Below are 21,315 nucleotides of genomic sequence, written 5' to 3'. Positions count from 1 at the left end.
TGTTCTTGTTTTTCTCAGTGCACCTGCGTCCTGCGCAACTCAGCGCATGACGAAGGGATCGGGGATCGGCTCGTCCGAGGTGTTGATCCATACGGATTTCGAGCGCGTGTAGTCTCTGATGGCGTCGAGACCGCCTNGACCTCGTTCAGATCTTTGCCGGCACGGTGCTCAATCAGACCGGAGCCGCCGAACGGAACGAGCGGCGATACGGCGCGATAGGTGTTGACCCAGACAACGCCGGCATGGATGTCGCGCGCCATGCGATGCGCCTTGCCGAGATTGCTGGTGAACACGCCGGAAGCCAGGCCGAACGGAGTGTCATTGGCGAGTGCCAGCGCCTGCGCTTCGCTGTCGAAGGCAAGCACGCTGAGCACCGGTCCGAACAATTCCTCCCGCACGCAGGGCAGGTCGCTGCCGCCGGCATCGATGATGGTCGGTGCGTAGTAGAAGCCGCTGCCGACTGGCCGTGTTCCACCGGTGACCAGCATGCCGCCCGCGGTGAGGCTTTCCGCGACAACCTTCTCGATCCAGTCGCGCTGCCGCAGCGTGGCGAGCGGACCCATTTCGGTCGCCGGATCCTGCGGATCGCCGATGCGAATCGCCTCGGCCTTGCGCTTCAGGCGAGCGAGGAATTCATCCTTCACCGAACGTTCAACCAGCAGCCGCGAGCCGGCGACGCAGCTCTGGCCGGTCGCCGCGAAAATGCCGGCGACCACCGCATTGGCGGCACTGTCGAGGTCGGCGTCGGCAAAGACGACGACCGGGCTTTTGCCACCGAGTTCGAGCGTGGTGTAGGCAAGGTTTTCCGCCGTGTTCCTGACGACGGCGCGCGCCGTCGACGGACCGCCGGTGAAGGCGACGCGCGAAACCAGCGGATGGCTGGTCAGGCGCCGGCCGCAATCATGGCCAAAGCCGGTGAGGATGTTGACGACACCGGCTGGAAAGCCGGCCTCATGAACCAATTCGGCAAAGGCAAGCAGCGGCGCCGGCCCATCTTCGGAGGCCTTGAGCACGATGGTGCAGCCGGCGGCGAGCGCCGGGCCGAGCTTGACGGCCGAGAGGAAGAGCTGCGAATTCCACGGCACCACCGCGGCAACGACGCCGATCGGTTCGCTGCGTATGGTGACGTCGAGATCCGCCTTGTCAACAGGCACATGCGTGCCTTCATGCTTGTCGGCAAGCCCGCCATAATAGCGGTAGTAGTCGCCGACATAGGCGATCTGGGCGCGGGTTTCGCGGATGATCTTGCCGGTGTCGCGCGTCTCGAGTTCTGCAAGGCGCCCGACATTGGCGGCGACGAGGTCGCCGAGCTTGACCAGCAGTTTTCCACGCGCTGTCGCAGTCATCCTTCGCCATAGGTCTGAGCGCAGTGCGCGGTGCGCCGCCCCGACGGCACGGTCGACATCGGCTTCGCTCGCCGCCGGCATCCTGGCCCAGGCCGTCCCGGCCGATGGGTCGACGCTGTCGAACGTGGCGGACGGCTCGTCGAAGCGGCCGTCGATGAAGTTCCTGAAAACAGCGTCGGTCATGGGCTCGCGATCAGAGGAAGGCCGGCATCACCCGGTCGATGAACAATTGCAGCGATTTCATCTTGCGCTGGTGCGAAAGGCCGCTGTCGATCCAGATCGAATACTGGTCGTAGCCGAGCGCCTCATAAGCCTTCAGCCGGGCGATGACCTCATCAGCCTCGCCAATTACCAGGTTCTGCCTGATCTTGTCCGGCGCGTATTGCGGCATGGCGGCGATCTCATCCGCCGTCAGCGGCTCCAATATGCCTTGATGCACCGGCTTCTTGTTCTGGAACCAGGCGCCGAACTGGCAGTAGAAAGTCGACAGGTCCTGGGTGAGGCGATCGGCATCGGTCGCGTCTTCGGCGACGAAGGTGTGCATCAAAAGCATGATTTCCGGTCTTTCGATCTCGGGATGCGCGGTGCAGGCGCCGTTAAAGCGCTGCATCAGGCTGGTCACCTCGTGATCGCCGGAAGCCAGCGGCGTCACCTGGACCTTGCAGCCATTGGCGACGGCGAAATCATGCGAATTCGGGTCGCGGGCCGCCACCCAGATCGGCGGGTAGGGTTTCTGCAGCGGCTTGGGCGAGGAGGTGGTGGCCGGGAATTGCCAGAACTCGCCGGAGAGTTCGAAGTCGCCGTCCCAGAGGCCGCGGATCGCCGGTATGATCTCGCGCATGCGCTGGCCGGCCCCCCAGGCGTCGAGGCCTGGAAAGATGCGCTGATATTCATAGCTGTAGGCGCCGCGCGCGATGCCGATGTCGAGCCGGCCGCCGCTGATTACGTCGGCCATCGCGGCTTCGCCGGCAAGCTTGATCGGGTGCCAGAAGGGCGCGATCACGGTTCCGGTACCGAGGCGGATGCGGCTGGTCTTGGCGGCGAGATAGGCGATGTTGATGAAGGGGTTCGGCGAGATGGTGAATTCCATGCCGTGATGCTCGCCGATCCAGGCGGTCTCGAACCCTGCCTGCTCGGCCAGCAGGACCAGTTCTTCTAGCTCGGTCACAAGCTCGGAATGCGGCTTGGCCAGGTCCGATCGTTCCATGTGCACGAAGAGCGAGAATTTCATCGCTGGTCACCTGTATTGACGGCGGAAGCGCCGGCGCTGGCGAGCGGCCGGACCTCGCCTTCGACATTGTTGCCGACATAGACACCGAATGCATCCACCGAGCATTCCCTGACATAGCGCGCGAGCATCGAGCGGATGGCCGGATCGGCGATCTTCAATCCTTCGATCGCGTCGATCTCGATCAGCCGGATGCCGCGATCGCTGGAAGCGGGCACGTCGAACGTGCCGCGATAGTAGACATGCGTGCGTGAAACAGTTCCGGCATCGTCCCAGACGGCGAAAAGGAAGCCGAGCTGAGCCTCAATGGCCTTTGCCACAAGCAACCCTCGGAGGCTATTGCCATCGCCCGCCGAGCCCAATCCCCGGCCACGCGGCAGTTCAAAACCGTCCGCGGTTTCCACGAACAGGATCCGGCCGCCATTTTCGAGGATGGCGCCAACATCGGTGCCGGGTTGGGTTGCGGCGAGCGCGTCCTGGCTGAGGCCGGGTGCGACATAGGCGCCGCGGCAATAGCCGAGCGGCTGCGAGGAATTGTGCTGGAAATCGCGGACGCGCCCAATGAGGATCGAATGATCGCCGGCCTCGACCAGTCGCTCCATGTCACAGTCGAAGGACGCGACGGAGCCGTCCAGCACAGGGCTGCCGGTCCGTCCCGGCCGCCAGGCAACGGCGGCGAACTTGTCGGCCACTTTCGAGGCGAAGATGCCGGACGCTGCCTTTTGACCCTCGTTGAGAACGTTGATGGCGAAGCTCTTCGATGTCGCGAAGACGGGATGGCCAAGCGCCTTGTGTGCGATGCAGACCAGCACCAGCGGCGGATCGAGCGAGACCGAGGTGAAGGAGTTGGCGGTGAAGCCGCGCGGCTCGCCTTCGGGGCCGATCGTGGTGACGATGGTGACGCCGGTGAGGAAGGAGCCAAGCGCACGGCGGAATTCGCCGCTGTCGAACCCGGTATTCGCTTGCGCAGGGCCGTCTTGTTCGGTCGCTTCGTCCTCGGTGAGGAAGTCAACGATGCAGCGCGTGGTGAGGTCCGGTGCCGCGACCGCCATCATGTGCTTCTCACCCGGCAGTACCGTGCAGCGGCCATGCGGCGCCAGGCGTGCCATCGCGGCTGACATTGCCGGTGAAGAGTTCCTGTCCTCGGAGCCGGTCATGAACAGGGCCGGCACGGCCAGCGTCGGCAGGCGATCAGCATGATCGCCGTCGGCACGAGTGAACAGGCGATAGGTGCGGGCATAGCCTTCCGGGTCGACCGCGCTCAGTGCGGATGCCGTCTTCTGCGCTGCCGCTTCCAACTCGACCGGCACCGGATCGCCGAACCAGCGGGCGATGGTCCGTGCCGTGCCGGCCGTATCGCTGCGGCCGTTGAGCGCCACCGCGCGCTGGCGAACGGCTTCGGCCAGTTCAGGTGTACGCCGGAACACGGCATTCAGTGAAACGATGCGGCGGACGCGCTCCGGTGCGCGCAGCGCGAGTTCCTGAGCAACGAGTGCACCCATCGAGTGGCCGACGACGGATACCTTGTCGAGGCCGAGATGGTCGAGGAGGCGAATGGCTTGGTCGGCATAATCGGCCAGTTCCGGATCTTGCGGTGGCAGCGGCGACTGACCATGGCCGAGCATGTCGATGGCGATCGCGTCGAAGCGGCCAGCCATGCGCTCGAGCTGCGGCTGCCAGATCGCAGCGTTCATGCCGACACCATGGATGAACAGCACTGGGGCACCGACACCGGCCCGGATGAAGCCGGTGCCGTCGGGCGCCGTGCCCTGTCGAGCCCATGCGGAAGCATCAGCCATGCACGTCCCCAAGCTCCTTGAGGTCCTGATAGCGGTCGCCGATGCGGTGATGCGGGCGACCGCCGATCGAAGCGCCAAGCGCGACCACCAGTTCGTCCGGCGCCGGCGCATCGCCGATCTGGAAATGCACGGTCAGGTAATGCGAGCGCCGTCCCTCGTCATTCTTATCCATTAGCGGGATCATGATCGGCGTGTTTGGCCCGCCGCGCAGATTGGTGAAGGCAAGATAGGTCTTGGCGCCGACGGCACGCCGATAATGATTGCCGAAATGGAGTGTGTGGATCAGCGCCGACGCATGCTCGATCTCGCCCGACGTACCGCAGATGGCGGCCTTGCCATAGCCCTCGATAGCCTCGCCGGAACCGGCGACGGCAACGATCTCGCGGGTCAGGATCTCCCCCAGCACCGGCGCACAGGCTCGGATTTGGGGCGACAGATCGTCGGTGAAGCCGCGACCGGCCCAGGGATTGGTCAGCACCGCGGCGACGCCGATAAGGCGCAGCGGCCGGGGGGTGGCCTTGCCGCCTTCGATCAGCGTGTTCTCGGTATAAGTCACGATCTTACGGATGGCGGTCTGCATTGGATTTCCTCGGGTAGGTGATGCCTCGGAACGTCCAATCCCGCTGTCATCTTATGGTATACCATGATATGGAGCGCCAAGTACCTTGTCAACCGGGCGTCGAATCTGTTTTGGTAGGGCGCAGGAGGCATACATGCCAGACGACAACCTTCGCATCGACCGCAGCGCCAAGACCTTGAGGACGCTGGCGCTGGAGCGCATGCGCGAAGCGATCATGGATTTCCATTTCCAGCCTGGCGAAAGGCTCGTCGAACGGCCGCTTTGCGACCAGCTCGGCGTCAGCCGTTCCGTCGTGCGTGAGGTTCTGCGGCAGCTGGAGGCAGAGGGGCTCGTGCAGATGATCCCTGGGCATGGGCCGGCCGTCGCCAGGCCGGACCTCGGCCGTACCGACGAGATCTACGAGCTTCGGGCTCTGCTTGAAGGCATCGCGGCCCGAGCCTGTGCCCTGTCGGCCACCGGCGAGCAGTTGGCAAGGCTCGAAGGGGCGCTGGCGGATTTGTTCGATGCGTGGGCGTCGGCGACGCCGCCTGCGGTGATGCGGGCGACGACCAAATTCTACGAGGCGCTGTTCGAGGCCGCCGACAAGCGTGTCGCCTGGGAAATCGTCTCCGGGCTGAATGTCCGCATCAACCAGCTTCGTTCGATGACCATCGTCTCGACCAACCGGCGCGAAGCGGCGATCACCGAGATGAATGAGATCATGGATGCGATAAGGGCGCGCAAGCCCGATGAAGCGGAAGCGGCGGCACGGCGACATGTCGAATCGGCGTGGCAGATCGCTCGAGATAAACTTCGCCTGGTCTAGGTCCGCGTGAGCCTAGCCTATCCAACCCTTCGAAGCGCCTTGCAGAAAATGTCTGCTTCCCGGCAACGAAAATGCAACTTTACGACTGAGATGACCCGCAAGCGGTCCGGCAGCTTCGGAGCCGTATCCGGACGGTCTGCTTCTAGGAAGCGCTCGTCGGTAAGCTGCCGTTCGAGTTCACGGTCATCGAGCGAAGTTTGCCTTGTCAACTGACGAATACGCTGCTTTGACGACCAAGTTTAGCGGGCGCTCTTACCGGCCGGCACCTTGACGGCTGGAACAGGGCCGGTAGCGGATCGGCAGCTTGTGGAGCCACGCAGCCGAAGAGCGGTCATTCCATGACGTTGTTTACAGCTCCAGGAGGAGTGTCACTCCTCCTCGAATAACAACCTGCCATTCGTCAACGCCTCCTTCCAACCTAGGGAGAACCGCCGGAAATCAGGCTGTCAGATTGCACACCGTCGCGTGGAGTCATTCATCGCGCCAGTATGGGTGGGAACAGCTGAATTGGCGCGAGCCAACCAGACGGCGTTTGGTCTCAGATATCGGTCCTCGGACGGGCAGATCATTCGCGGTCATGTTGGGTACGAAACTGTAACCCTGATCGACAAGCTGCAGTTTCAGCTCCGCCAGGTGGCGCCTGAATCCATTTTCGATGTAGCTGCGCGGATACCGCCATCCGTTCCTGCATGCTCGCACGAGAATGTCGGAATACAGTTCAGAGCTGGCAGCTTTCACCGCTTCTTCGGAAGTCAGTTTGCTGTTGGTTTGGGTACCTTCGGACAAGCATCGCCCCACCGACACCAAAAGCACCAGTATTACGGTCAAGACAGACAACTTTGTCATGGAGCCCTCCGTGTTCTGAATCGACCAGGCCTGCCAAGCAACCTGCCCTGCCGATCTGCAGAGACTAGGATGCTGACCCGTCGCATGGAATCGTGCAAATGCAGTGTTTTCGATATCGCATCTGTAGTATTTTCATCCTGATGTAAGGCCATCGGGTTCTGGCCACAGGTCGGCAGCAAGGAAAATGGAACGATGCTTCGCGCCGTAGGCAATCCTCTCGCCGGCTTATCGGATCGGGAGTTGATGGTCGCGGCAAAGTTTGCGGAGGGCATGACTTATCGCGAAATCGGCGAAACACTTTTCATAGCGCCTACCACCGTTCGGACCCATCTTTCGGCCATTTATCGGAAGCTCGATGTTCGTAGTAAAGTGGCGCTTGCTGGGTTACTTGCCGATCACCGCCAGCAGGACCGCAGCCATGCACCACCCGGAAGTCTTTCGACCGATGAGCCGGGTCCGCCGGTCCTCGCAGTTCTCCCGTTCGACAATTTAAGCGGAGAAGAACGCTGGACTCGTATCGCTGATGGTTTGTCGGCGGACCTCATAGTTGATCTCTCTCGCTACCGGGACCTTGCGGTGATCGCCCGCCAAACAATGCTTTCCTACAAGGGACGGCATGTTGACGTGCGAGCTCTCGGACGAGAGTTGAATGCCGACTATGTGATCGAGGGAAGTTTTCAAGTGGACGGGCAGCGGGTGCGCATCCGCGTCCAACTCGTCGACGCCCACACAGGGGTCGATGTCTGGACGATGCGTTACGATCGTTCCGCGAACAACCTGTTTGCGATGCTGGACAGCGTGACCGAAAACATCATCAATGTCCTTGCAACTTGCCACGGTCAGCTCGCCAATCTGCGACGCGATGCGGCTCGTCGGAAGGCTCCAGCAAGTTTGCAGGCCTATGACTGCTATCTGCTTGGGCTTGAGCAGAAGCACCTTTTCACCCGTGAGTCGAACAAGGAGGCGATACGGCTACTGGCGCGTGCGATCGAACTCGACCCGGGTCTAGCAAGAGCTTGGACCGCGCTGGCACTTGCGCATGCTGTGGAAGCTATCAACGGGTTTACCGACAACCTTTCCGGCTCGATCGAGAGCTGGAGCCAATGTGTCAAGCAAGCGCTGGCGCTCGATCCGTCCGACATTTACGCCCGCATAATGCTTGCCGATCTTCGGGCATTGCAGGGCGATGTCGAAGCTGCTGTCGAAGAACATGACCGAGTGTTGGTGGCTGCTCCAAATGACGCGGACTCACTTGCCTTTCTTGCGGGTAGCCTTGCTCTTGTTGGCAGCGACCCGAAGCGTGGCTACGAACTGGCCAAGCGAGCGGTCCGGCTAAATCCTTATGTTCCCTGGTATCATGGAATGCTCGCTCGATGCAGCTACGTTCTTGGCTTTTACCGTGAATCACTGGTCGCGCTACGTCAATCTGCGCCAGATTCGCCCGCCACCCTTCTGTTTCTGGCAATGGCTCATGCGATGCTCAATGAAACTCCTCAGGTCGCCAGGATCAATTCGCGACTGAAGGACGAGTTCCCGAATTTCACGGCTGAGGTGTTCATCAGAACCTATCCGGTTACCAATCCTGTCGCCATTGCTGCAATCAGAGAAGGCGCCCGTCGTGCGGGTTTGGCCTAGCTTCTTCACTCTGGTCACCTCAGAGGCGCATTGCTCCTCGGGCAGCATTGGGGCCGAATGCGGACTGGCGGCTTTAACTGAGCAGCAATCAACAACGGACGATTGCACCATAGCTTTTGAGGCCAGCCAAATGGCTTTGTCGTCCTGGGCGGGTTGCATAAGGCTGCACTCCAAACATGGCTTTCAAGGAAGCTGGACGATTCCCTCAAGCGCCGCGTAGACCGAGATTCGAAGCCAACGGTCCATGCTTCGCGCGAGGCCGGGGTCGCCGATGAGGAAAAGGCCGCCCCTCTCTTTCTCACGCTCGATGCTGGAGCGGCCCTCCAGGATGGCTCCCAGCGAAACAACGCCGGTCTCGACGTAAAGATCGACGTCCCGGCCGGGGTCGAGCGCGCATAGTTCAGCGAGGTCAATCTTTCGCCGCACGGCCCACATGAGGGTCGAAACATCCACGTCGGCGAGCGCGATCTCCGCCTCGATGTTGCATTGCGCCCATTCCGCCAGCGCGTTCATCGCCGGCTCGAGCCTTATCGACTTTTCGGTACGGAAATAGCTGATGGTGCCCGTCGCCTCGTCCTCGACGCGCTCGACCAGGCCCAACGCTTCCATTTCCTTGAGCCGCCTCGACAAGAGGGCGGACGAGACGTTGCCCACCCCCTTGCGAATGTCATTAAAGCGGGTCGAGCCGTTCCAGAGCTCGGTCAGGATTTGAATTGTCCAGCGTGGCTCCAGGAACTCGCAGGCGTGCGAGATCGGGCAGACCAGTCCGTAAGGCCGTCGCGTCATGGCTGACCGCTCCTTTGCCGCAGGTTAGGCCTTTCGGAGGTCTGATGCCAGTTCACAATCTGAAGCGGAACGCTTCCGAAGCTGCCCTGGCGCCTTCTCGCCTTCTGCCGTCACGTGATCGCCATTCGCATTCCCGATCAACGGAGGTTCACCATGACTTGGCGTAACATGACGCAAACGACAATAGGCCAGACCGCACGGCGCTTGCCGGGCACTTTTCTTGACCCTCCGCTCGAACGCCTGCTGGCCCTTGTCCGTGAGTGGAGGACCCGCCGCAACATAGAGCGCGGGCTCGGTCACCTGTCCAACTTCCTTCTGCGGGACGTTGGCTTGACCGAAGCGGACGTCGAAGCGGCCTGCGCCGACAGCTTCGATAGGTCCGCCTCTCGCGCGCTCCAGAGTGCAGCGCAGAACCGCACGGGAAATTGGTGAGAAGGGAGAGCCCCGGGAGCGGAAGCCGTTTTGACGGCGGCAATTGATCAGCCGAACTCAGGGCCATCCCCAGTAGCGCCTTGGTTTCAGAGATCTAGCGCGCCGAAGCGATTCGAATGCATACTTCCAAGTGGTCGGCCGGCTCTTCGGATTCATCGTGAGGAACGTCTGCTGTTGGAAGAAATCTACCGAAGCTTTGACAACCGAGTTGAGGCGCTGAGCGCACGCTCGTGCGGTATAGTAGGTCCGATAGCGAGCTACGAGCACGGCACGATCCGCAACTATCGAAGCCCGGCAATGCGCAGCCCCTCTACATAGAGAGCCCGGTGCTTGTCGTGAACGATCGGATGAAACTTGTCTACCCATTGAAGGGATAGGGACGGTTGAAGGCGCTTGGCCTGCGAAAGCGCATGAACCGCGATGTCCATTTCACCGGCCATCCCAGCGGCCGCCGCGTACGTCCGCCATGCAGACCCAAAATGGGGCCGGAGTTCAACCGCGCGACATTCGCATTCGACCGCGTCTGCATATCGTCCAGCCATGAAATGACATAAGCCAAGGATGGAGAAATTCGCAGCATATGTGTGATCGCGAGGACTTAGCCTACCCGCGATTTCAAGATGGTCGAGCCCCTCGGCGGGCATGCCCCCATATCCGTAAGTTGAGCCCAGGATCGAATGCGCAAAGGCGAAGCTCGGGTTTAGCTCGATCGCTTCATTTAGTTCTCTCACAGCAGAGTCGAAGCCGCGCGAAATCATGTGGACAAACCCTGCCGCTAAATGCGTCCACGGGTCCTCGGGGTCGCCTTGGATTGCCCGCTGCGCGAGGGCGCGAGAGGTGGGCAGAATGTCTGCTGCGTTGGCCCATCCTGACAAAACGCGGGCCGCGTGAGCCCACGCCAACAGGCTGTTGGCGCGGGGATAGTCAGGATCGAGGTCCGTAGCCTGCTTCAGAAATCCCTGTGCAATCTCGATTTCCGTAGCCGAACTCCAGGTCCAGACATATGGCATCGCCTTCATGACGAATCCCCAAGCGTCAAGATTGGTGGGGGACCTGCTCTGAAAGCGTTGCTGTTCCGCCGTGTAGAGCCGCGGCTCGATCGTAGCGATGACACTTTCGGCAATCTGATCCTGAAGCGCGAAGAATTCCGACAATTCCACATCGTATCGTTCAGCCCACACTTGTACCCCGGTCGATGTGTCACTGACTTGCGCGCTTATCCTGAGTCGATGACCTGAGCGCCTTACACTTCCGTCCAGCACATACCGCACACCAAGCTCTCGACCGACTTGTTTTAAGTCGACCGCTTTTCCCTTGTAGGTGAACAAAGAGTTCCGGGCGGACACGAAGAGCCAACGAAGACGCGACAGCCGAGTAATAATGTCTTCGGCAAGGCCGTCGGCGAAGTATTCCTGTTCGGGGTCGCCGCCCATGTTCTGGAATGGCAAGACAGCAATCGAAGGGTTGTCGGGCAGCGCCAGCTGTTCGGAGGACCCGGCAGTCGCAGCCAGATCGGTTTTTGGGACCGTGTCGCGCATACATAGGCGATAGGTGCGCACCGGGCGTGCGATATTTTTGAGCTCTTTCTCGCCCAGATCGACAAATTCTTCCTTCAGTTTGTCGCGCACCTGTTCGTAAGCGGCGGCCGATAAACAGATGCCGTTCGGCTCAGCGATGCTTTCTAGACGGGAGGCAATATTGACACCATCTCCCATCAGATCGCCGTCGCTCTCCTCGACAACATCGCAGAGATGAATGCCGACGCGAAATTCAATGCGTCGCCCGGGCGGTAAGCCAGCGTTGCGCTCAATCATGCCGTTCTGCATTTCGATTGCACAGCGTACGGCGTCAACAACGCTCCGGAACTCTACGAGGGTGCCGTCACCCATAAGCTTCACAACGCGCCCATTGTGGACAGCGATGGTCGGATTGATGAGATCGCTCCGGAGCGCCCGTAGCCGCGCCAGCGTTTGATCTTCGTCCGACCCCGCCAACCGGCTGTATCCGACCACGTCGGCGACCAGGATCGCCGCAAGTTTCCGCGTCTGGCTCACTTTGCCCACTCCTGTCGACTAAGTGGCATAGCACAGATTACAAAATCCCGTTTTCGAAGGCGACGTTCGATAGGTGAATTCCGAGATAGCCTCAAACAAAGCAGCGCGGGATCTGATTGGAAGTGAATCACGGCAACCACGATCTGTTGGCGAGGCGGACCTTAGGTGCCGTTGAAAATTTTCAGTCAACGAAGCGCGTCCTGTCAGACTTGATGATGACCTCGGCGAAATCGGGCGAGACCTTGCCGCACCAGGCCATCAAGAGTTTTCTCACCGCCCTGATACGGTGAGCCGCGCCAGCACCGTTTCAGCCTCGAGGCGAGGCACCACGGCGATACCATCGCGGTCGCCGACCAGTATGTCTCCCCGCGAGATGGTCATTCCTCCCAGTACCACCGGGAACCCGGCCGTGCCTGGACCATTGCGCGCCGGCGAGTTCGCGACGATCCCGGCACAGTAAACCGGCACCCGCCCGCCTCGATCCCGACAACATCGCGCACGAGGCCGGCGCACCCCTTGTTTCGCACCATGCCAAGGACGAGATCCTCAGTGACCGCCGCACCAGCAAAGCTGTCGGTGGCCGCAACGATGATATCGGCCAGTATCGCAGTACCTGGCGAGAGTGCCTTAATCCCTGGTGCAACGCCCCTCGCCCGCCCATGGCGTCTAGGACTAGGCTCACGGGCAAGCCGGAAAAGGCACTGATGATCTCTGCCGCAGGCCGTTCGAAACGGCTTTTGATGGTGAGCAGCGGTGGGTCTTCAATCATGTGGCGGCCTCACACCCTGAACGAACGAAAGACGAGCTGCAGCGGGATATTTGCGGTTCCTCAAAGGCGCTGCCGCAACTTCCATGCCCTTGAGAGATATCGAAGGCGAGGATCTTCGCTCTGGGGGCGAGGTGAAGTTCAAGCACCTGGCAGCTGAATTCCTCGCCATCGTAAAGAGCTGCGCGTCGTCGATCGCATCGAGGCAGCGACCCAAGGCGCCTCGCCGAGAGTGGAAGACGAGGAATAGTTCGCCCGATTCGCGTGATCGCATTTCGCGATAGCCGCCGGCGAGCCAGTCATTGGCTTCTCGGCGCCGGCCGATCTGTACTCCAGCGACCAGGTTTCAGAAAAGTTTCAGAATTTCGCCGGTACGCACCGCTCCACATGCGCCATGATCCCTACAATCTAGGGAGTGGCCATCATGGAAAACGACGTCGAAAGGCTCCGCATACGGCAAGAGCTTTACGAGTTGTACTTCAGTGGGGTCAACAGCTTGGCCTGCGCGCCAATGCCCGGCACCTTCTTCGAACTTCTAGAGTTGGGCGCCCTGGCTCGCCATGAACCCGTGCCTGAGGGGGCAGAACCTGCGGCTGCGGCAAAGGTCTTGACCGTAAGCGCGGATGGCCCCTGTATGTCGACGAGCCCGGCTCGGTTTGGCAGAGCGCTTCTGAATGTCGCATACAGAATCAGGGAGCATAGCAATCGGCGAGTGCGTGTTTGACACTTCGCGCGGCTTGCTGTTGCGCCAGGGTCATCCCGTCAGGAAAAACAGGGCACGTCGTCAGCAAGTCGGAGCTGATGGAGTCCGTCTGGCCTGGGCTGTTTGTAACCGAAGACTCGCTCACCCAAGGCGTGCGCGAGTTGCGCAAGGCGCTGCGCGATGACTCACAAAGTATAATTCGCACCGTCTCAGGCCGCGGCTACCTCCTTTCACCGCTTGGCGCGCCGGCGAGGCCGCCGTCCGACCTGCCTTCTGTAGCGGTGCTGCGCTTCACTAATGAAGGCGATGCGACCGACACGCCTCTGGTCGATGGTTTTGCCGAGGACATTGTCAACGCTCTGGCGCGATTTCGCACTGCTGTTGTCCTGGCGCGTAACTCAAGCTTTTCCTTTGCGTCGGAGGACCCCGGCAACTGGACCGAGGTCGGCAGGAGACTCGGGGCAACCTTCCTGGTTCGGGGACGCATGGGCCTTCGCGACGGCACCGTACGGGTGGCGGTCAACCTCATCGAAGCGGCAAACGGCGCGGTCTTGTGGGGCGAGAAGTTCACAGCATCGGGCTCAGCTGTTTTCGACATGCAGGAAGAGATCGCGCTGCGTGTGACGAACCGTCTTGTCGCACGGCTCGACGATGCGGGCTTGACGCGCGCCCGTCCAAAGCCTCCAGCAAGCCTGGCGGCTTATGAGCTTCTTCTCAAGGGGCTGGTGCATTTGCGTGGCTACGGCGCCGACGATAATCAGGCAGCGCGGAACTACTTTGCTGCGGCCGTCACCAAGGATACGCATTATGCGCTCGCGCGCTCATACCTTGCATTTGCCGACCTGATTATCGGCGATTATGGAATGGCTCCTCCGGAGGTGCTGGCCGACATAGTAGAGCAAGCCCGCTTCGCGGTAGGACTCGCACCAGAGGAGCCTCGCTGCCATCGGATTCTTGCCCAAGCACTGCTGTGCACGCGCACATACGATGCCGCCGAGCGGCACTTTCGAAGATCCTATGACCTCAATCCCTTCGATGCGGACACGATCGCGCAGATCGGCTATCTGCTTGCCATCAGGGGCAAGCCTTTCGAAGCCCTGACCTGGATCGACAAGGCGGTTCAGATCAATCCGATACATCCAGACTGGTATCATTCCGACCGTGCATTCGCCCAATACGCGGCGGGAGACTACAAGGGAGCCGTTGTCAGTTGGTCGATGTTGCCCATGACTTCGGCCGTAAGGCTCACATGGCTGGCGGCGGCACAGGCGAAGTTGGGCAACCAGGACGCGGTATCGCGGCTCGTTTCCGAACTCAAGCGTATCGCGCCATCCTACACTCCACTGGAGTCGATCCGGGCCAGCATGCTTTACGAGCATGAATCTGACGCTGACCATCTTCTCGACGGAGTCGCGAAAGCGCTGATGATGTGGAGCGCCGCCTGAACTGTTTGGTTACCGGCCGGACTGGCGGAGCTTTGGGCAACGTTGAAACATTACGACACCGATGTGTCGGATGGTTTGCATTCAAAGATTTTTGCGGCGCTATCTGAGAGCTCTCGTCGGTGATCGCGGGAGGAACTATGGAATCGCCCGAGCATGCTTTCGAAATCATCCGCTACAAGAAATTGGACCGTCCGCGTGCCGGCCTATAGCAACACGCTGACCTTCGCTTTCGAGGCAGAAAGCTACGCACGCTCCTATGCGGATGGCCAGGCTTTCCGCCTTAGCGTCCAGGTGGCTGAGCGCAAGAAGTGTGCGTGAAGGGGGCCTACAATCCTGGTCGTTTCGCCCCAGACGGCTGAACCCGACGATGTCCGCCACCAGGATTGCCGCAATCTTACGGCGCTTCGGTCATTTCTGCTGCCAAAACCGCCACAAGCTTTCGTTCTGGGCGCGCCACGATCCCCTCCGGCCCTACACCTGGGTTTGCTCTAACGTGGCACCCCTGCCTACGCGCAACCAGCTACCAGAGTCCGCTTCAATCGGCGGCAGAGCTCGGCCCAATGGCCGAATTGCGGCGCATAGCGGAATATGGCATCGCGCCTAGACGGTTGAGATTCAACCGCGGCTCAGAACTCGCCGGAGAGCACTGAAACGAATGCGATATTGCGCCGGCGTCAGCCCGACCTTGCGGCGGAAGAGACGCCCGAAAAAACTCGCATCCTCGTAGCCGACTTCATTGGCCACCCCCTCGACCGCCAGGTCGCCGGTCTCCAGCAGTTCCTTGGCCGCTTCGAGCCGGAGCGCGTGGATGTAGTCGATTGTCTTCATGTCCGTGGCCCTTGCGAAGCGGCGCACGAAGGAGCGCTCGGACAGGCCTGACAGCTTGGTCATGGCGGTGACGGGCGAAGGGGTCCGGTAGTTGCGTTCGGCCCATTTCTGGCAGCGGTTGATCACCGCGTCGTCGGTCTGGCGAAAGCGCATCAGCGCTGCGAAGGGCTGCTGGCCCATGTCGTGCCACTGCAGCATGTAGACCTTGGCGACCTCCATCGCCTCCCTGAGGCTGACGAAGCGCGCGATCAGATAGAGGGCGAGATCCTGCCAGCTTGAGCCGCCCCCGGCCATGACGATGCGCTGGGCCTCGCCGCTCAGCACGAGCGACTGGCCCGGCTTCACCTTCACGCCCGGATAGTTGTTCGTGAGCGTCTCGACATAGCCCCAGTGAATGGTGGCCTCGCGATTGTCGAGCAGCCCGGCCTCACCGAGCAGCACCGCGCCCGAACATGCGCTGGCCAGCATGGCGCCGTCGTCATGCGCTCGCTTCAGCCACGCGGCTTCGGCGTCATACTGCCCGGCAACGCTTTCGCCCGGATTGACGAAGAAATCTGGAATACAGACGATGTCGGGTGGCGGGCAATCGGCAAGGCTGTGATCTGGGCGCACCCAGATGCCGTTTGCCGCGCGAAACGGGCTGCCGTCCCCGGCGACCACATAGGGCCGCATGCGTGGCGTGCCCGCGGCTCCGCTGGTGATGAACAGGAAATCCCTGCCGGGCGAGGAAAACAAGTCGAACATGCCGTAGATCGTGGAGGCGGTAGCCTCCGGAGCGGCAAGGATCGCCACATTCAATGGTCTCGCCTGTTCAACCATGGCAGAAATGACCGCCTTCCAGCATTTTCGACTTTAGCGGCCGTGCCCGCGCCGCGCTAGCGTGTGTCAAACGAGGAGACCGCTACATGGCCGCCACCGCTACCCTTGCACAATCGAGCATCGATAGCTTCCGTTCCATCTTGTGCGGCGAGGTGCTGGAGCCGTCGAACCTGTCCTATGACGCGACGCGGGTCGTTTGGAACGGCATGATCGACCGCCGTCCCGCCCTCATCGCGCGCTGCCGGAGTGCTGCCGATGTCGTGGCGTCGGTGAATTTCGGGCGCGAGCATCGGTTAGCGATCGCGATCCGCTCGGGTGGCCACAATGTTGCAGGCTACGCCGTCTGCGAAGGCGGCCTGATGATCGACATGTCGCTGATGAAGGGCGTGCGGGTCGCGTCCGGCCTCGACCGTGCCCTCGTCGAGGGCGGCGCGACCTGGGCCGATGTCGATGCGGCCACCACCCCGCTTGGCCGCGCCACGCCGGGCGGTCTCATCTCGGCGACGGGCGTTGCCGGCCTGACGCTTTCCGGTGGCATCGGCTGGCTGCGCGGCAGCCACGGCCTCAGCGTCGATAATCTGCTGGCCGCCGATCTGGTGACCGCCGATGGCCGGCTCATCCATGCCGACGCGACGCAGAACCCGGATCTCTTCTGGGCGCTACGCGGCGGCGGCGGCAATTTCGGCGTGGTGACGAGCTTCGAGTTCAAGCTGCACCCGATCGAACCGGAGCTGATGTTATGCGGTCCGGCCTATCCCGAGGAGCGCGCCAACGAGATCATTCCGCTCTGGCGCGACTTCATGCAGACCGCACCCGACCGCCTGAGCGGCCTGGCCGAGTTCTCCACCCTGCCCGACGACCCCTCGATTGCCGAGCATGCAAGGGGCCGGCGCGTCCTGGCGCTCGGGCATGTCTATGACGGACCGGCCGACGAGGGCGAACGGGTCGTGGCGCCGTTGCGCAGTTTTGGGGAACCGCTCGTCGATTTCAGCGGCCGCATGCCATATCGCACCATCCAGTCGCTCTATGACGGGCTGTTCCCGAAAGGCCGCGACCGCTGCTACTGGAAATCCACTTACCTCTCGCGCCTCGACGACGAGGTCGTCGGGGAGACCACTGCTTGGATGGCGAAGCGCCCCTCCGAAATGACCTTCGCCTCGATCTGGAAGTTCGGCGGTTTCGTCCAGCGCGTTGCAGCCGATGAGACTGCCTTCGGCGACCGCTCCATGCCCTTCATGCTCAGCCTCGACGCCATCTGGCCAGGCGCTAACGAGGACGATGCGAACATCGGCTGGGTTCGCAGCTTCTGGCAGGACATGCAGCGCTACTCGACCGGCCGCCTCTATCTGAACTTCCCCGGCCATGGCGAAGGATCGGATCTCGTCCGCGACGCCTTCGGCGCTGAGGCTTACGCGCGGCTCGCCAAGATCAAGCACAGATACGATCCGGACAATCTGTTCCGCCTCAACCAGAACATCCTGCCAATGCGCTGACGCACAATCAAAATCGGGTGTACGGTGCGACCCTCGTCTCGCCGTGGGAGCTTTGATCGCGCTGAGTCGCGAGCGACGACCAGCGTGGTCGCCGCGATGCCCGCTTTCAATCAGTGGCAAATCTGTCCGCAACGGCTGAGATGAAGCGCAAAGCTGTCGGGCAACCTTGGGGACCGCAAGCCAACTGGCAGCTTTAAGGCTTCAATCCGTCAGAAGTGGACGTTCAGCGTGCGCGAGTTCCGGTGGCCAGGATCACGCCTGCTATGACTTCATCTCGACGCGGATACCGTGCAGGGTCTTGCTCGAAGCGTTGAGCACGCGACCCGCTGGTTGGGGGGCCATATGCACCACAAGACACCCTTGACCGTCCCATGCCTGAACCGCTTGGACGACATCTCGATTGGGCGGCATCATGGTTCCATCCGGCGCGAAGTCGTGGATAGGGCCTTCNCTGAACCGCTTGGACGACATCTCGATTGGGCGGCATCATGGTTCCATCCGGCGCGAAGTCGTGGATAGGGCCTTCCACCTCATCGAACACGAATACTGAAGGCCAGCGGTGGTGATGTGTCGGCTCTTCCTCGTCGGGCTTGAGGATTACCTCAAGCACACGTAGCCGGTCATTCTCAAACAACACCTTATGGTTTCCGGGAGCCGCGATAACGGCGTCAAGCTTTGGATCCCACTGCGTAGGATCGGTCTGGTCGATCACCTTGGTAGTCATGGCGTAATTCTCCTCTCAGATAGACAGGCGGCCCTCACGCCGTCGTCACTGGTTGAATTGTGCCTTGGGCGCAGAACTGCTGCCCGTCCGCCAGTCGCGCATAGTTATGAACGATCTGGTTCTCGTGATCTTGAACCTGCACGACGAAGTTGCCGCCTTGCTCGGTCCAACTCATGATGAAAAGTCCGGGTCGAACGCCGGTCAGATTGCTCTGAACCACCTCGTCGATCTCGGTAGCGCCGATCGTCGCCTGCACCCGCAATTCGGTCGGCGACAGGACCGTCAACCTCGGTACGAACTGTCCGAATGAGCAATCAAAAGTCTTTCCGACGAGCGAGGTCGGAGCACCATTGGTGGTAGCCATCCTAATCCTCCTTGATGATTTTCGAAATCAGCTCGGCCGATGCTCGGGACAGATGCCGAACTGCTACTTTCAATTTTTGGAGCGCTCCAAGTGCAAGTTCCAACATTTTGGACCTAGCGTCAAGAAAAAACTTGGAGCGCTCCAAGAAATTGTCTAATTGAGGGAAATGAACGCTTCTAAAATGCCTACGCTCGCCGATGTCGGCCGGCTCGCTGGAGTCTCCCGCGGCACCGTCTCCAACGTATTCAACCATCCGGATCTGGTGCGATCCGATCTGCGCCAGCGCGTCGAGGCCGCGGCGCGTCAGCTTGGTTATGATGGCCCCGACCCGAGGGGACGCGTGCTGCGCGACGGCAAGTTCAACGCCATAGGCCTGATCCCCCCGGGCGCATACGCCATTGCCGATATGATCAGGAGCCCATATCTGCGCGAGCTGGTGCTTGGCGTTTCGCTTGCTTGTGACGAGGCTGGAGCGACATTGAGTTTGGTCAATGGTACGGACGAGACACGCACTTCCACCATTCGAGAGGCCTTGGTTGACGGCTTCATTCTGGGCCACAGCGCGGACATCGAGTTGATTGCGTCTTTACGGCGCCGGCGGCTGCCCTTCGTCATCCTCGAGAGCGATGCCGGTCCGGACGTCAATTCTATCCGGATAGACGGCAGGAGCGGGGCGCTGGCGGCCATCAGGCATCTGGCTGCTCTTGGACATCGGCGTTTTGCAATCCTTTCCATTCGGCGCACATCGGGGTCACCCATCGTCCATTTGCCTGGCAATTCCCCGCGCGCTATCTCTGCCGGTTTTCAACTCGATCAGGAGAGACTTTTCGGCTTCGCCCAGGGTTTGGCTGAGTTCGGTCTGTCAATCGACAATGTCCCGATCATCGAGACGACCCCAGGTGAGCCTTCGGCCGGAGCGGTCGTATTCGACCGGGCTCCGCAAGCAACGGCGATCTTGACTATGTCGGACTGGCAGGCAATCACCGTCCTGGACGAAGCGCGTCGGCGCAATATCAAGATACCCGAACACATGTCTGTCGTCGGCTTCGATGGCACTGCGGAGTCTTCGCGCACCACGCCCCCGCTCACGACAGTGGCTCAAGACATTGTCGGGAAGGGGAGACTTGCCGCCACGACGGTGTTTGCAAACGGCGCCCCGAGCCAGGTGATCATACCGGTCGAACTCTTGGTCCGCGGCTCGACCGCCCGACCACGCGGTTAGGCCGGTCACCTCATACTCGTCGTAACGCACAGTGCGCACTGCGAACTCCAGCGTGGTCGCCGTCAACGTCTGCTTTCAGAAGGTATCAAAGGTGGCTGCAACGGCCGAGATCAGGCGCATTGCGGTCCGGCAGCCTTGGGGCCGGGACCAGTAAGTCCGCTTGTGGTCAGTTAAGAACGACAGAGGCCGATCTCGACCCACATCAGCCATGCGGAAACATCCGGTTTCGCACAAGGCTAAGCCATGAGGGCAATGTCTTCAAAACGACGTGGTTGCATTATCGCTGTCCAGTAGGCCAAGCATGCTCGCATTCGAAACGCCAGTCGAATACGCTCAGCGAAGCTTTGAGCTAGGGAGGCAGGACAACCGCACATGGAGCGAAGGCTTACCGCGATCCTTGCTGCCGACGTGGTCGGCTACAGCACGCTCATGGGCGAGGATGAGGTCGGCACGCTCGAACGACTGAAGGGTTGCCGTCGAGAACTGGTCGACCCCGCGATCAAGGAATTCCACGGTCGGATTATCAAGCTCATGGGAGACGGGGCGCTGGTCGAATTCGCCAGCGTCGTTGATGCCGTCCAATGCGCTGCCGCGATTCAGCGCCGGATGGCTGTCCGAGACCCGGGCACCTCCGACCCCCGCCACATCCGGTTTCGCATCGGCGTCAATCTCGGTGATGTCATCGTAGAGGAAAATGACATCTACGGCGATGGCGTCAACATCGCCGCGCGCCTCGAGGCTATGGCCGAGCCGGGGGGTGTATGTATCTCCGGAACCGCATTTGATCATGCCGTTCACAAGGTTGATGTCGGCTTTGCCAGTCTTGGCGAGCAGCGCCTCAAGAACATCGCCGATCCGGTTCGCGCCTATCGATTGCTGCTGGATCCCGCAGCATCGGGAAAGGTCACGGCCGCGCCACACCGGCCGAGCTCGCGCGTCATCATCCTGGCAGGCGCCGCCGCCTTGGCGATCGCCGCGATTGCCGGCATTTTCGCATGGCAGAAGTTCTCAGTGCCATCGCGGCCATCGGTTGCCGTGCTGCCGTTTGCAAACCTCGGCGGCGATCCAGGCCAGGACTATTTCGCTGACGGCATCACCGAGGATCTGATCACCGACCTCACCAAGCTGTCCGGTCTGGACGTCATCGCGCGCAACTCGGTGTTCGCCTACAAGAACAAGCCTGCAGCGCTGGCGGACGTCGCGCGCGACCTTGGCGTCCGCTTCGTTGTCGAGGGGAGCGTCCGCCGCACCGGCGAGCAGATCCGCCTCAATGCCCAGCTCATCGATACGGCAACGGGCGACAATCTGTGGGCCAACCGGTTCGACCGTGGCATGGCCGGCGTGTTTGCCGTCCAGCACGAGATGAGCGGCGAGATCGCCAAGGCGCTTGGCATGCAACCTTCGGCAGCGGAAAGCGACAGCATGGCGCGGCCGCCGACC

General features: G+C 61.3%; 16 protein-coding genes and 1 pseudogene. 7 read left to right on the top strand and 10 right to left on the bottom strand.

Annotated features, from left to right (window positions below; translation table 11 throughout):
* Nucleotides 1–39: 39 nt before the first annotated feature.
* From X727_RS01000000165035 to X727_RS139585, 4 genes and pseudogenes are all read right to left on the bottom strand, one after another.
* Nucleotides 40–1,529 (bottom strand): annotated as a pseudogene (locus tag X727_RS01000000165035) (aldehyde dehydrogenase).
* Between the two features lie 10 nt (nt 1,530–1,539).
* Nucleotides 1,540–2,577 (bottom strand): LLM class flavin-dependent oxidoreductase, encoded by a 1,038-nt coding sequence (locus X727_RS139575; RefSeq protein WP_023697483.1) that lies wholly within the window; start codon nt 2,575–2,577, stop codon nt 1,540–1,542.
* Nucleotides 2,574–4,373: an alpha/beta fold hydrolase gene (locus X727_RS139580; protein WP_023716180.1), complete on the bottom strand. Its 1,800-nt coding sequence runs from the start codon at nt 4,371–4,373 to the stop codon at nt 2,574–2,576. Before X727_RS139580 ends, X727_RS139575 begins: the two co-directional genes overlap by 4 nt.
* Nucleotides 4,366–4,953 carry an amino acid synthesis family protein gene (locus X727_RS139585; protein ID WP_023716181.1) on the bottom strand — a complete coding sequence of 196 codons (588 nt, stop codon included), beginning with the start codon at nt 4,951–4,953 and terminating at the stop codon, nt 4,366–4,368. Before X727_RS139585 ends, X727_RS139580 begins: the two co-directional genes overlap by 8 nt.
* A 133-nt stretch (nt 4,954–5,086) precedes the next feature.
* Between X727_RS139585 and X727_RS139590 the strand changes: the two genes are divergently transcribed.
* Nucleotides 5,087–5,758 (top strand): GntR family transcriptional regulator, encoded by a 672-nt coding sequence (locus X727_RS139590; protein WP_023716182.1) that lies wholly within the window; start codon nt 5,087–5,089, stop codon nt 5,756–5,758.
* Between the two features lie 471 nt (nt 5,759–6,229).
* Here X727_RS139590 and X727_RS1000000168125 read toward each other — a convergent pair whose 3' ends face one another.
* Nucleotides 6,230–6,604, bottom strand: coding sequence for a hypothetical protein (locus tag X727_RS1000000168125; protein ID WP_023716183.1), 375 nt, complete (start codon nt 6,602–6,604; stop codon nt 6,230–6,232).
* Between the two features lie 192 nt (nt 6,605–6,796).
* Here X727_RS1000000168125 and X727_RS139595 point away from each other — a divergent pair, with 192 nt between their 5' ends.
* On the top strand, nt 6,797–8,239 hold the full coding sequence (locus X727_RS139595; protein ID WP_023835069.1) for a LuxR C-terminal-related transcriptional regulator: 1,443 nt from the start codon (nt 6,797–6,799) through the stop codon (nt 8,237–8,239).
* Between the two features lie 183 nt (nt 8,240–8,422).
* On the opposite strand, the gene X727_RS139600 is transcribed toward X727_RS139595, so the two are convergent.
* The 3 genes from X727_RS139600 to X727_RS1000000169660 all read right to left on the bottom strand — a co-directional run bounded on the left by X727_RS139600 (nt 8,423) and on the right by X727_RS1000000169660 (nt 11,979).
* Nucleotides 8,423–9,025, bottom strand: a complete 603-nt coding sequence (locus tag X727_RS139600; protein ID WP_023835068.1) for a helix-turn-helix domain-containing protein — start codon at nt 9,023–9,025, stop codon at nt 8,423–8,425.
* 713 nt (nt 9,026–9,738) lie between these two features.
* A complete protein-coding gene (locus X727_RS139610; RefSeq protein WP_023716187.1) occupies nt 9,739–11,511 on the bottom strand; it encodes an adenylate/guanylate cyclase domain-containing protein in 1,773 nt (590 codons plus the stop codon).
* A 270-nt stretch (nt 11,512–11,781) separates the two neighbouring features.
* The gene (locus X727_RS1000000169660; RefSeq protein ID WP_196813640.1) at nt 11,782–11,979 is read right to left on the bottom strand and encodes a hypothetical protein; all 198 of its coding nucleotides are present in this window, start codon (nt 11,977–11,979) and stop codon (nt 11,782–11,784) included.
* Nucleotides 11,980–13,078: 1,099 nt separating this feature from the next.
* Between X727_RS1000000169660 and X727_RS139620 the strand changes: the two genes are divergently transcribed.
* Together X727_RS139620 and X727_RS1000000169655 are read left to right on the top strand one after the other, a co-directional pair.
* Nucleotides 13,079–14,425: a winged helix-turn-helix domain-containing protein gene (locus X727_RS139620; RefSeq protein ID WP_050591324.1), complete on the top strand. Its 1,347-nt coding sequence runs from the start codon at nt 13,079–13,081 to the stop codon at nt 14,423–14,425.
* 195 nt (nt 14,426–14,620) lie between these two features.
* Complete coding sequence (locus tag X727_RS1000000169655; RefSeq protein WP_280806434.1) at nt 14,621–14,743, top strand: hypothetical protein; 123 nt, start codon at nt 14,621–14,623, stop codon at nt 14,741–14,743.
* Between the two features lie 297 nt (nt 14,744–15,040).
* Here the strand turns inward: X727_RS1000000169655 and X727_RS139625 are convergent, their stop codons facing one another.
* Nucleotides 15,041–16,045: a helix-turn-helix domain-containing protein gene (locus X727_RS139625; protein ID WP_245260153.1), complete on the bottom strand. Its 1,005-nt coding sequence runs from the start codon at nt 16,043–16,045 to the stop codon at nt 15,041–15,043.
* A gap of 113 nt (nt 16,046–16,158) precedes the next feature.
* On the opposite strand from X727_RS139625, the gene X727_RS139630 reads away from it, so the two are divergent.
* Nucleotides 16,159–17,565, top strand: a complete 1,407-nt coding sequence (locus tag X727_RS139630) for an FAD-binding oxidoreductase (RefSeq protein WP_023835065.1) — start codon at nt 16,159–16,161, stop codon at nt 17,563–17,565.
* 758 nt (nt 17,566–18,323) lie between these two features.
* Here the strand turns inward: X727_RS139630 and X727_RS139635 are convergent.
* Complete coding sequence (locus X727_RS139635; RefSeq protein WP_023699226.1) at nt 18,324–18,653, bottom strand: hypothetical protein; 330 nt, start codon at nt 18,651–18,653, stop codon at nt 18,324–18,326.
* A gap of 166 nt (nt 18,654–18,819) precedes the next feature.
* Here X727_RS139635 and X727_RS139640 point away from each other — a divergent pair, with 166 nt between their 5' ends.
* Nucleotides 18,820–19,875 carry a LacI family DNA-binding transcriptional regulator gene (locus tag X727_RS139640; protein WP_023835063.1) on the top strand — a complete coding sequence of 352 codons (1,056 nt, stop codon included), beginning with the start codon at nt 18,820–18,822 and terminating at the stop codon, nt 19,873–19,875.
* A 372-nt stretch (nt 19,876–20,247) separates the two neighbouring features.
* Nucleotides 20,248–21,315: adenylate/guanylate cyclase domain-containing protein (locus X727_RS139645; protein ID WP_023835062.1), on the top strand; the 1,068-nt coding region annotated here is incomplete at its 3' end.

Source organism: Mesorhizobium sp. L103C105A0 (genome assembly GCF_000502215.1).
In the GTDB taxonomy this organism is placed as follows: domain Bacteria; phylum Pseudomonadota; class Alphaproteobacteria; order Rhizobiales; family Rhizobiaceae; genus Mesorhizobium.
The sequence above is the reverse complement of the archived record's forward strand: the minus strand, read 5'-3'. Positions and strand labels throughout refer to the sequence as shown.